The sequence below is a fragment of the Roseisalinus antarcticus genome, assembly GCF_900172355.1.
In the GTDB taxonomy this organism is placed as follows: domain Bacteria; phylum Pseudomonadota; class Alphaproteobacteria; order Rhodobacterales; family Rhodobacteraceae; genus Oceanicola; species Oceanicola antarcticus_A.
In genome coordinates this window covers 18443-30121 of sequence record NZ_FWFZ01000039.1, presented here as the reverse complement: position 1 = coordinate 30121, position 11679 = coordinate 18443, and the positions used below count along the sequence as shown (strand labels likewise).

Below are 11679 nucleotides of genomic sequence, written 5' to 3'. Positions count from 1 at the left end.
TACAGGTCTCGCAACCCGAACCTTCTCCGAAGATCGACGGTGACCGCCAGCGTCACCACCGGCCGCGCACTGCGCTACGCCGGAGGCTCCGCGCGCGGCCTCCTACACCACTTCCCGGGACACTACCCCGGAAGAAGGCGGGGGCGGTGGCCTTGGTATTGTCTGACCTGCGCTTTCCTTTGGCTGGTCGGCGGGAAAGCTGCGTGTCCGTTTCAAGAAGGCTGGGCGGGAGCAGGGCAACCTGCGGCGAGGCTTGACCTGCCGTTTCGCGAGGATCGGCCGAGCGAGGCTCATCCGGTCGCGAGTGGTCCCTGAAGGCAACCTGTCGCGGGTTTCAGCTGTCGACGATTTTCGCCCGCGTTTCGGCGCAGTTTCAAGGTGCAGCACCTCGTACCCGACTCTCCGGAGATCAGTGGATTCTCTTGCGGCGGGGCGATTCGGGCATGTCTCGGTCTGTCCTGCCGAATGTGCCCTGGAGCTGCGGCGGCGGGAGGGGAGACCGGACGTCGGCTTTGACAGGGGGAGAGGCACGACCGGGTCGCACACCATCGGACCGACAGGGGCCGGGGCCGAGTGACGGGCGGCGTGGAGCGGGGGCGGTCTTCGGTCAGGCCGATGCGCGGTTCGCTTTCTCCGTGCTGGCTGTGGGCTTGTCGGAGGTCAGCAGCAGGTGACCCGGCGCGAAGCCGCGCGACTCGCGCCCCCGGTCCGGACACGGGGGGGCCTCAGCAGTTCGGGACGTTGACGGCCAAACCGCCGAGCGCGGTTTCCTTGTATTTCTCGCTCATGTCCTCGCCGGTCTGGCGCATGGTCTCGATCGCGGCGTCGAGCGGGACCAGGTGGGCGCCGTCGCCCCGCAGCGACAGGGAGGCGGCCGAGACGGCCTTGATCGCGCCCAGCCCGTTGCGCTCTATGCAGGGGACCTGCACCAGGCCGCGGACCGGGTCGCAGGTCATGCCGAGGTGATGCTCCAGCGCGATCTCGGCCGCGTTTTCCACCTGTTCCGGCGTTCCGCCAAGCACCGCACACAGGCCCGCCGCCGCCATCGCCGCAGCGGAGCCGACCTCGGCCTGGCAGCCGCATTCGGCGCCGGAGATCGAGGCGTTGTACTTGATGAGCCCGCCGATGGCAGCCGCCGTCAGCAGGAACTCGGGGATCCGCGAGGCGCTTGCCCCCGGGACATGGTCGAGCCAGTAGCGGATCGTGGCCGGGATGACGCCCGCCGCGCCGTTGGTCGGGGCGGTTACCACCTGTCCGCCGGCGGCGTTCTCTTCGTTGACCGCCATGGCGTAGGCCGACATCCAGTCGTTGATCGTATGGGGCGCCGAGAGGTTCATGCCGCGTTCGGCCAGCAGGCTTTCGTGGATGCCCTGCGCTCGCCGGCGCACGTTCAGCCCGCCCGGCAGGATGCCCCCGGTGGCGAGCCCGCGGTCGATACAGCCCGCCATCACCGCCCAGATCCGGCGCAGGCCGGCGTCGAGATCGCGCCCCGGCTCGCGCGAGTTCTCGTTGCGGCGCTTCATCGCCGCGATGCTCAGCCCGCTTTCGGCGGCCATCCGCAGCATCTCGGCCGCCGTTGCGAAGGGGTAGGGGACCGGCGGGCCGTGGTCGGTCTGCCGTCCCTCGGCCAGCTCCGCCGCGGTCAGCACAAAGCCGCCGCCGATGGAGTAGAAAGTCTCTTGCACCACCTCGTCGCCCTGGGCGTCGGTCGCCCGCAGGACCAGCCCGTTGGCGTGGCCGGGCAGGGGCGGGCCGTAGTCGAAACGCAGGTCCGAGCCGGGATCGAAGCGCAAGGGACCCAGCCCCTGGGGCGTCACACTGCCCTCGGCCTTGATCCTGGCAAGCTCCGCCTCGGCGGCCTCGGCCTCGAACGTCTCGGGGACGAAGCCCGCGAGGCCGAGGATCACGGCGCGATCGGTGGCATGGCCGACGCCGGTGAAGGCCAGCGAGCCATGCAGCGAGGCGCGCAGGCCCGCGACCCGGAACGGCTGCGCCCGCAGATGGTCGAGAAAACGCGCGGCCGCCACCATCGGCCCCATGGTGTGGGACGAGGACGGGCCGACGCCGATCTTGAACATGTCGAATACGGAGAGGAACATGGCGCCTTCCTATCCGCCCCGCGCCGGGCGGGATAGCCTGCATGAGACGCCGCCGCGTCCCAAAGCGACCCCCGGGCCGGGCCGGCAGGCCCCAGGCCGGGCGGCGGGCGCCATCGCGGGGGGCGGCGCGAAATTCGCTCGCATGGGCGCCGCCACCTGGTGTATGCGGAACCCGCCACAAGGAGCTGCCCCATGTCCGAGCTTTCCCCCATCGACAAGGCGAAATTCGCCGCCGCCAAACGTGCCGCCGACTATGTCGAGGACGGCATGCGTCTGGGGCTCGGGACCGGGTCGACCGCCTATTGGCTGGTCAAATGCCTCGGCGCCCTGGTCCGCGAGGAGGGGCTGCGCATCCGCGGCGTGCCGACCTCCAGCCGGACGGCCGACCTGGCGCGGGAGGAGGGCATCCCGGTGATCTCGCTCGACGAGGTCAAGTGGCTCGACCTGACCATCGACGGGGCCGACGAATACGATTCGAACCTGAACCTGATCAAGGGCGGCGGCGGGGCGCTGCTGCAGGAGAAGATCGTCGCCACCGCGTCGGACCAGATGATCGTGATCGCAGACATCTCCAAGAAGGTGGAGACGCTGGGCGCGTTCCCGCTGCCGGTCGAAGTGGTGCCCTTCGGCTGGGAGACGACGAGGCTGCTGGTCGAGGAGACGTTGATCGGCATGGATGTGCTGGGCCGCTCTACGTCGATCCGGATGAACGGCGATGCGCCTTTCGTGACCGACGAGGGCAATTACATCCTCGATCTGCACCTGAACCGGATCGGCAACGCAAGACAGCTGAGCCTGATGATGAACCAGATCCCCGGCGTGGTCGAGAACGGGCTGTTCATCGACATCTGCGACATTGTCGTCACCGGCTTCGGCGACGGCCGGGTCGAGGTCCGCGACATCAACGCCGGCAGCATCGAGGAGAGCCGCTACGAGTTCGCCGAGACCAACAACCTGTTCTCCGACATCGCCGACTAAGGCCAGCCGGGGCCGGGGCCGGGGCCGGGGCCAGGGGCGCGGGCGTCAGATCTGCAGCGCCATGACGTAGTCGTCCATCACGTAGCCGGCACCGATGTCGGTGACGATATCGTCAGTCAGCCTGAACCCGGCCGCCTCGTAGGCGGCAATGGCGCCGGTGTTGTTCTTGTTGACCGTCAGGGTGATCTGGTCGAGGCCTTCGGCCTTGGCGCGGTCGCGCACGAAACCCAGTGCGCGCTTGCCCAGCCCCCGGCCGCGCTCTGCCGCCAGCACGTAGATCTTGCTCAGGAACAGCGCGTCGGGGTCGATCCGGAACGCGAGATAGCCCATGTCGCGGCCCGCGCTGCGGATCAGGAAATACTGTGCTTCATCGGCGGCGATGGCGGCGCCTATGGCCTCGGCGGACTGGAAGGTCTCGAGCATGTAGGTGACCTGACCCAGGCCGATGATCGGTTCGTAGTGATCGACCCAGATGTCCCGGGCAAGCTCGGCGATCCGGGCGATCTCGTCCTCGGCGCGGGCGGGCGCGATCTCTATGGTGTCGTCGGTCATGTCGGCCCGTTTTCCCGGTCTGCTCGGCTGTTCTGCGCGGCGAAGCCCGCGCTGGCGCCACACTAGGTGCAGCGGGCCGGCAGTGGCAATGGGAACGGGTCGCCCGGATAAATACGGCGCGGGTCGCCCGGCAAACCGCCCCGGGAGGGGCGGTCCCGTTGTCACGCCCTGGCGGTCGTGGGGTCGATGATCGACGTGACCTCGGTGATCACGGTGGCGCGAAAGCCGCTCGGCCGGGCGTGTTCGCGCAGGTCGCTCTCGCTGTCGGCCAGATAGACGCAGAAGGACTTGTCCTTGGTCACGTAGGAGTCCTGCGATTGCACCTTGGGCGCCAGCTTGGACAGGGCATCGTTGGACGTGGTTGCCGCGTCGGAGAGTTGGGTTGAATTCAAATCACCCATACCGGGAATGGAACGCTCGATAATATTTCTTTTCATCGGTCGGCTCTGTCGTTTCCGGGCTTCGTGAAACCGAAGCCCTGACCCTGGCATGCCACGTCCGCACAGTTCGGGCCGACGAAGTGTGATCCCGCATCCCGGGGCGCCGGTTGCGTGTCCGTCTGGCCTTCCGCTGCGGGCTGTGGGATAGACACAGTCGCACTTCGGCATGAGGCAGAGGCAGGACATGAGCGGACACGACTTCGACCTTTTCGTCATCGGCGGCGGCTCTGGCGGCGTCCGGGCGGCGCGGCAGGCGGCATCGACCGGCGCGAAGGTCGGGCTTGCCGAGGAATACCGCATGGGCGGCACCTGCGTCATCCGCGGCTGCGTGCCGAAAAAGCTGATGGTCTTCGCCTCTGGCTATCGCGAGATGTGCGAGGATGCCCGTGGCTATGGCTGGGATATCGGCCAGGGCAACTTCGACTGGCCCCGGTTCCGCACCCACCTGCATGAAGAGCTGGACCGGCTGGAGGGGGTGTATCGCAAGCTGCTGACCAATTCCTCGGTCGAGATCTTCGATGCCCGCGCGACGCTGAAGGATTCCAACACGGTCAAGCTGAGTACCGGGGACGAGGTCACCGCCAGGACGATCCTCATCGCCACCGGCGGGCATCCCTACATGCCCGAGATGACCAATGCCGAGCTGGGCATCACCTCCAACGACATCTTCCTGCTGGAAGAGCTGCCGAAATCCATCCTGATCGTGGGCGGCGGCTATATCGCCTGCGAATTCGCCTGCATTCTCAACGGCCTCGGCGTCGAGGTCACGCAGTATTACCGCGGCGCCCAGATCCTGCGCGGGTTCGACGACGAGGCCCGCGGCCTGATCGCCGAGGCGATGCACGAACGCGGGATCGACCTGCATCTGGGGACCAACATCGTCGAGATGGCCCGCGCCACCGAGGATCACCTCGCCGAGCATGGCACGGATTCGGATGCCGCGATGGGGGCCGATGTCGGCCTGTCGCAGGCGCTGCTGTCGCGTGACACCGAGGGCAGCGGCCCGATCTGGGTCAAGGCGACCAACGGCAAGGAACGTGTCGTCGACGCGGTGCTCTACGCCACCGGTCGGGTCCCCAACACCTCCGGCCTTGGGCTGGAGGAGGCGGGCGTCGAGATCGGCCGCCGGGGCGAGGTGGTGGTCAACGAGTATTCCGCCAGCTCGGCGCCCTCGATCTATGCCATCGGCGACGTGACCAACCGGGTGCAACTGACGCCGGTGGCGATCCGCGAGGCCATGGCCTTTGTCGAGACCGTATTCCGCGACACCCCCACCCCCGTCGATCACGAGCTGATCCCTTCGGCCATCTTCACCCAGCCCGAGATGGGCACGATCGGCCTGACCGAAGAGCAGGCCCGCGACATCGAGCCGATCGAGGTCTATTGCTCGTCCTTCCGGCCGATGCAGACCGCCTTCATCGGGCGCAGCGACCGCGTGCTGATGAAACTGATCGTCAGCCAGGCCACGCGCCGCATTCTGGGCTGCCATATCGTCGCACCGGCGGCGGGCGAAATGATCCAGCTGGCGGGCATCGCGATCAAGATGGGCGCGACCAAGGAAGACTTCGACCGGACCGTGGCGGTGCATCCGACAATGTCCGAAGAGATCGTTACCATGCGCGAACCCGTGCGAGCCGGTTGATTTTCAGCCGCTCGCCCACAAATTCAGATCAACGGCTCCATCCGGGGTCCAGTCAAGATAGGGAAGAGGCCATATGGCAGGCAACAACGGAGGCCCCTGGGGGGGTGGCGGCGGTAACAACGGCTCCGATGACGACGAAAACGACGATCGTCGCCCGGCGCCCGGACGCAGACCAGGCGAAGGCCCCCAGATTCCGGAAATCGACGACCTGATGAACCGCGGGCGAGAGCAACTGCGTGTCCTGATGGGCGGCGGTGGCGGCAACAACGGCCGGCGACCGCCCTTTGGCGGCGGTGGCGGCGGCCCGCTGCTGACGCGCGGCACCCTCGGTCTGGGCGCCCTCGCGGCGGTCGCGCTTTGGCTGTTCAGCTCGGTCTACACGGTGCGCCCCGAAGAGCAGTCCGTCGAGCTGTTCCTCGGCCGATATTCCTCGATCGGCAATCCGGGCCTCAACTTCGCCCCCTGGCCCTTTGTCACCGCCGAGGTTCTGCCCGTGACGCGCGAGCAGACCATCGACATCGGCACCGGCCGGGCCGGAGGCGACGCGGGCCTGATGCTGACGGGCGACGAGAACATCGTCGACATCGATTTCCAGGTCGTCTGGAACATCTCGGACCCGGCGCAATACCTCTTCAACCTCGCGAACCCGCCCTTGACCATCGAGGCGGTCGCGGAATCGGCCATGCGCGAGATCATCGCGCAGTCGCAGCTGGCGCCGATCCTCAACCGCGAACGCGGACCGATCGCCGACAGGCTCAAGGACCTGATCCAGTTGACGCTCGACGGCTATGACAGCGGCGTCAACGTGGTGCGCGTCAACTTCGACAAGGCCGACCCGCCCGAGAACGTCATCGCCTCGTTCCGCGCCGTTCAGGACGCAGAGCAAGAGCGGGACAGGCTGCAGAACGTGGCCGATGCCTATGCCAACCGGGTGCTCGCTGAATCCCGCGGTCAGGCCGCGCAGCTTCTGGAGCAGGCCGAGGCCTACCGGGCCCAGGTCGTCAACGAAGCCGAGGGTGAAGCATCGCGCTTCGAGGCCGTGCTCGGCGAATACATCAATGCGCCCGAGGTGACGCGAAAGCGTTTGTATCTCGAGACGATGGAACAGGTGCTTGGCGGTACCGACATCATCCTGCTGGATGAACAGGAGAACGGCTCGGGCGTCGTGCCCTACCTGCCGCTCGACCAGCTGCGCCGCAACGAAACCAACGGGGGGTCGAACTGATGCGCCGCACCGCTTATCTTCTGCCAATCCTAGCGATCATCATCGCGGGGCTGATGTCGTCGGTCATCATCGTGGATGAACGTCAGAAGGTCCTTGTCCTGCAATTCGGACGGGTCGTGTCCGTCAAGGAGGACCCGGGACTTGCCTTCAAGATCCCGCTGATCCAGGAGGTCGTGCGTTACGACGATCGGACGTTGTCTTTGGATGTCGATCCGCTCGAGGTCACGCCGCTGGATGACCGCCGCCTGGTGGTTGACGCCTTCGCCCGTTACCGGATCATCGATGTGAACCAGTTCCGCCAGGCCGTTGGCGCCGGCGCCGAAGAGGCCGCCGCGCAGCGTCTCGACGGCGTTCTGCGCGATGAAGTGCGGGCGGTTCTGGGTCAGGTGACCTCGAACGACATCCTGTCGACGGACCGGGCCGGGCTGATGCTGCAGATCCTGGAGGGGGCGCAGAACGATGCCCGGACACTGGGTCTCACGCTGATCGACGTCCGCCTCAAGCGGACGGATCTGCCGCCGTCCAACCTCAACGCGACCTTCGAGCGGATGATTGCCGAGCGTGAACGCGAAGCCGCCGACGAGGTCGCCCGAGGCAACGAGGCGGCCCAGCGCACCCGAGCCACCGCCGACCGGACCGTGATCGAACTGGTGTCGGATGCCGAGCGCCAGGCGGAGATCACCCGAGGCGAGGCGGATGCGCTGCGAAGCCGCATCTACGCCAACGCCTTCGGCGCCGATCCGGAGTTCTACGATTTCTACCGCTCGATGACCGCCTATGCCCGCGCCCTTCAGTCGGGCAACACGCGGATGGTGCTGTCGCCGGACAGCGACTTCTTCACCTACCTGCGCAGCGACAATCCGCTGGGCATCGACCTGAGCGCGGCCGCCCGGGATGCGCTCGCCGGATCGGAGGCGTCGATGGCCGAGGACGCGGCCGGGACGCAATCCGGGGAAGGGGCCTCCGACGCGGAGACAGAGACGCAGACGGAGACCGAGGCGGACACGACGCCGGCCGAGGACGGGGCCGCGCCCGACGCCATCACTGAAACCGAGGGCTGATGCTCTGGATTCTGTGGGGCATCGGTCTGGTGCTTGTGGTGGAGGGGCTGGCCTATGCGCTGGCCCCTTCGCTTGTGGAACAGGCGCTTGCGGCGCTGCGCCGGCTGACGCCGGAGCAGCGCCGCTACGTCGGCCTGTTGGCCTGTGCCGCGGGCCTGGCGCTCCTTTGGCTGGCCCGGGCGCTCGGGTTCTGACCGGGCCCAGAAAATTCGCGAATTTTCTGCCACCGCCCGGATCGGCGCAGAGCGCCCGTGTCAGAGCTCCCGCCAGGCGCCGGGGGCCAAGCCGTCCAGGGTCCAGTCCCCGACCCGCCAGCGGACCAGCCGCAGCGTGGGAAATCCGGCCGCGGCGGTCATCCGCCGGACCTGCCGGTTGCGGCCTTCGGTGATCGTCACCTCGAGCCAGCTGTCCGGCACCGACTTTCGGACCCGGACCGGCGGGTCGCGGGGCCAGAGCTCGGGCGCCGCGATCCTGCGGACCTCCGCCGGCCGCGTCGGGCCGTCCTTCAGCGTCAGCCCCCGCCGCAGCGGCGCGAGATCCGCCTCGGCCGGATCGCCCTCCACCTGCACCAGGTAGCTCTTCGGCGTCCGCGCCTTCGGGCTGGAAATCCGCGCCTGCAGCCGGCCATCATCGGTCAGCACCAGCAGCCCCTCGCTGTCCCGGTCCAGCCGTCCGGCGGTATAGACCGCCGCCGGCAGGCCGAAGCCAGACAGGGTCGGACGCTCGGTCGGGCTGCGGGAATCGGTGAACTGGGTCAGCACGCCGCAGGGTTTGTTGAAGATGATTACGCGTGACATGATACAGACTTAGCCTGCCCGGAAAAAAACTTCCAATCCCTGCCAATTTATCCTTGAAACGACTCGCCTGTTGCGCCAATTGCGCCCCACAGACGCCAACGCACGCGCCTCTGGCCACGTCCGATGATCGAGCAGTAGCGAGCTCATCCGATGATCGGCACGCGTTATGCAGCGACGGTAACGTCTCCCTTGGAACTGAGCGGTCATAGCTGGCCGAGTCTATTGGAGATGACCAATGTCCCTGCACACCGCGCATCTGCGTGCCCATTCTGACGTTTCCCGCCTCGACACTTTCATCGCCCTGTCCGATTTCGACCGGCCGACCCTGGTTGTCGATCTCGACCGCGTCGAAGCTCAATTCCGTGCCCTGTCCGCCGGCCTCGGCCGCGCCCAGATCCACTATGCCGTCAAGGCGAACCCCGCCGACGAGGTGATCGACCGTCTTGTCGCGCTCGGCTCGCATTTCGACGCCGCCTCGCGTGGCGAGATCGCGCTCTGCCTCGACCGCGGTGCGAAACCGCGCGAGATCTCCTTCGGCAACACGATCAAGCGGGCCTCCGACATCGCCTGGGCCTGGGACCGGGGCATCACCCTGTTCGCCGCCGACGCCGAGGAAGAGCTTGAGAAGATCGCGGAGCATGCCCCCGGCGCCCGCGTCTACATCCGCCTCATCGTCGAGGTCAGCGAGGCCGACTGGCCGCTGACCCGCAAGTTCGGCTGCGACAAGGACACCGCCCTGCGGCTGCTCGACTATGCCCGCGACCTGCACCTCGACCCGGTGGGCTTTTCGTTCCACGTGGGCTCGCAGACCCGCCGCGCCGAGATGTGGGCGCCCGCGCTCGACGCGCTGGCCGAGATCTGGACCGCCGCGCAGGACGCCGGCCATGGCCTGACCGTCCTGAACATCGGCGGCGGCTTCCCGGCCTTCTACGGCGAAGAGATCGAGGCCCCCGAGGCCTATGCCCGCGCCGTCATGGATCTGGTGACCGCCCGTTTCGGCGACGTGCCGCATATCATGGCGGAGCCCGGCCGCGGCATGGTCGCCGAGGCCGGCACCATCGTCGCCGAAACGATGCTGGTCAGCCGCAAGTCGGACCGCGACATCCACCGCTGGGTCTATATCGACATCGGCCGCTTCTCGGGCCTTGCCGAGACCGAGGGCGAGGCGATCCGCTATCAGTTCGAGACCGCCCGCGACGGCGACCAGATGGGCCCCTGCATCCTCGCAGGTCCGTCCTGCGACAGCGCGGACGTGCTCTATGAGAAGCGTCCGATCATGCTGCCGATGACGCTGCGCGCGGGCGACCGGGTGCTGATCCGCAACACCGGCGCCTATACCAGCACCTATTCGTCGGTTGGTTTCAACGGCTTCCCGCCGCTCGACGTAATCTGCATCTGATCCGTCAAACCCCTTGCAGCGGCGCACGGTATACGATTGTGCGCCGCTAACCATTTGTCTTGGCAGGTTTTTTCGGTTTACAGTCGCGCGGATTGGTCTAGGTATGACGAAACTGCCGAGAGTGTGCCGATGCCGATCGAAGACCATCCACAGCGCTATCCCATGGCAAACGAGCTACACGCGCGCCCGTTTCCCATCGTCGAGCCGCCGGCGCGGGCCGCCTATCTGGCGCTGAAGCCGGCGTCGAATGCCGCGGGCCGCGACCGCGAGGCCGACCGTGCTCATCTCATCGCGCTTCTGGATCGCTACGGCGCGAAACATCCCCAGCCGGGGGCCACGCATTATTTCGGGGACATCGGCAAACACCGACTGAAGTGGGAAAGCCATACCGAGTTCGTGACCTTCACGATTTTCGGCGACGGGCTGGCCAACCGGCCCTTCGACGCCGAGACCTTCAAGCTCTTTCCCGAGGATTGGCTCTCGGAGGCGCCCGGCATGCGGCTGACCTCGGCGCTGATCCGGATCGAGGCGGCGGAGTCCGACGACGGCATTCCCGAAAAGGTGAATGACTGGTTCGTGTCCGAAAGCCTTGCCATCAGCCGCGTTCTCGACAACCAGCTGGTGGTCGCGGGCGATTTCCGGATCGACCCGTCGGGGCACATGCGCTTTGCCGTGTTTGCCCAGCCCGGGACCGGGGCGCAGCGGGCGGGCCGGGTGATGCAGCGCCTGTGCGAGATCGAGACTTACAAGGCGATGTCCATGCTCGGCCTGTTCATGGTTCGTGACATGGGCGGGCGGTTGAATGCCATCGAGACCCGGCTGACGACGCTGGTGTCCGACATGACCGGCCCGCTCGCGCGGCCCGAGGAGACGCTGCAATCGCTGCTGACGATCTCGGCCGAGCTGGAGACGATCGTGGCCCAGAGCTCGTTCCGCTTCGGGGCGACCGGAGCCTACGAGACCATCGTGAACCAGAGGATCGACGTGCTGCGCGAGCAGCGCTTCGGCGGCCGGCAGACCTTTGCGGAATTCATGATGCGGCGGTTCGATCCGGCGATGCGGACGGTGAAGTCGACCGAAAGCCGGCTTCAGGCGATGTCGGACCGGGCGCTGCGGGCGGGCGACCTGCTGCGCACCCAGGTGGATGTGGAACGCTCGGCCCAGAACCAGTCGCTGCTGGAAAGCATGGATCGGCGCTCGGACATGCAGCTGCGGTTGCAGGAGACGGTCGAAGGTCTGTCCGTCGTGGCGATCAGCTACTATGCGGTCAATCTGGTGCTGTATCTTCTGGCCCCGCTGGGCGAGAGCGCGGGCGTGTCCAAGACCGTGATCGGGGCTCTGGCGACGCCGCTGGTGATCCTTGCGGTCTGGGGGGCGGTGCGGCGGATCCGGCGGTCGGTGGGGAAGGACTGAGGCCTGCGGCCGGGGTTCGGGCCGGCCGCGCAGCGCGTCGGAATCGGCCTGCGGGTCTTGCCGGTGCGCCCAT

At 67.2% G+C, this 11679-nt stretch carries 11 protein-coding genes; 7 read left to right on the top strand and 4 right to left on the bottom strand.

The window, feature by feature from the left end:
- Window positions 1-725 precede the first annotated feature (725 nt).
- The gene (locus ROA7023_RS20220; RefSeq protein WP_085880811.1) at window positions 726-2099 is read right to left on the bottom strand and encodes an L-serine ammonia-lyase; all 1374 of its coding nucleotides are present in this window, start codon (window positions 2097-2099) and stop codon (window positions 726-728) included.
- A 192-nt stretch (window positions 2100-2291) separates the two neighbouring features.
- Between ROA7023_RS20220 and rpiA the strand changes: the two genes are divergently transcribed.
- A complete protein-coding gene (gene rpiA, locus ROA7023_RS20215) occupies window positions 2292-3077 on the top strand; it encodes a ribose-5-phosphate isomerase RpiA (RefSeq protein ID WP_085880810.1) in 786 nt (261 codons plus the stop codon).
- A gap of 45 nt (window positions 3078-3122) precedes the next feature.
- On the opposite strand, the gene ROA7023_RS20210 is transcribed toward rpiA, so the two are convergent.
- Window positions 3123-3629 (bottom strand): GNAT family N-acetyltransferase, encoded by a 507-nt coding sequence (locus ROA7023_RS20210; RefSeq protein WP_085880809.1) that lies wholly within the window; start codon window positions 3627-3629, stop codon window positions 3123-3125.
- Between the two features lie 161 nt (window positions 3630-3790).
- Window positions 3791-4066, bottom strand: a complete 276-nt coding sequence (locus ROA7023_RS20205) for a nickel-binding protein (protein ID WP_085880808.1) — start codon at window positions 4064-4066, stop codon at window positions 3791-3793.
- Between the two features lie 187 nt (window positions 4067-4253).
- On the opposite strand from ROA7023_RS20205, the gene ROA7023_RS20200 reads away from it, so the two are divergent.
- The 4 genes from ROA7023_RS20200 to ROA7023_RS20185 all read left to right on the top strand — a co-directional run bounded on the left by ROA7023_RS20200 (window position 4254) and on the right by ROA7023_RS20185 (window position 8191).
- Complete coding sequence (locus ROA7023_RS20200) at window positions 4254-5711, top strand: FAD-dependent oxidoreductase (protein WP_085880807.1); 1458 nt, start codon at window positions 4254-4256, stop codon at window positions 5709-5711.
- Between the two features lie 73 nt (window positions 5712-5784).
- Window positions 5785-6936: an FtsH protease activity modulator HflK gene (gene hflK / locus ROA7023_RS20195; protein ID WP_085880806.1), complete on the top strand. Its 1152-nt coding sequence runs from the start codon at window positions 5785-5787 to the stop codon at window positions 6934-6936.
- Window positions 6936-7997 (top strand): protease modulator HflC, encoded by a 1062-nt coding sequence (gene hflC / locus ROA7023_RS20190; RefSeq protein ID WP_085880805.1) that lies wholly within the window; start codon window positions 6936-6938, stop codon window positions 7995-7997. Before hflK ends, hflC begins: the two co-directional genes overlap by 1 nt.
- The gene (locus ROA7023_RS20185; protein WP_085880804.1) at window positions 7997-8191 is read left to right on the top strand and encodes a DUF2065 family protein; all 195 of its coding nucleotides are present in this window, start codon (window positions 7997-7999) and stop codon (window positions 8189-8191) included. The genes hflC and ROA7023_RS20185 overlap by 1 nt, the downstream gene beginning before the upstream one ends.
- A 60-nt stretch (window positions 8192-8251) precedes the next feature.
- Here ROA7023_RS20185 and ROA7023_RS20180 read toward each other — a convergent pair whose 3' ends face one another.
- Window positions 8252-8794 (bottom strand): pseudouridine synthase, encoded by a 543-nt coding sequence (locus ROA7023_RS20180; protein ID WP_085880803.1) that lies wholly within the window; start codon window positions 8792-8794, stop codon window positions 8252-8254.
- A gap of 235 nt (window positions 8795-9029) precedes the next feature.
- Here ROA7023_RS20180 and ROA7023_RS20175 point away from each other — a divergent pair, with 235 nt between their 5' ends.
- Both ROA7023_RS20175 and ROA7023_RS20170 read left to right on the top strand, forming a co-directional pair.
- Window positions 9030-10193 carry a type III PLP-dependent enzyme gene (locus ROA7023_RS20175; RefSeq protein WP_085880802.1) on the top strand — a complete coding sequence of 388 codons (1164 nt, stop codon included), beginning with the start codon at window positions 9030-9032 and terminating at the stop codon, window positions 10191-10193.
- A gap of 129 nt (window positions 10194-10322) precedes the next feature.
- Window positions 10323-11606, top strand: a complete 1284-nt coding sequence (locus ROA7023_RS20170) for a DUF3422 family protein (RefSeq protein ID WP_370739254.1) — start codon at window positions 10323-10325, stop codon at window positions 11604-11606.
- Window positions 11607-11679: the final 73 nt, after the last annotated feature.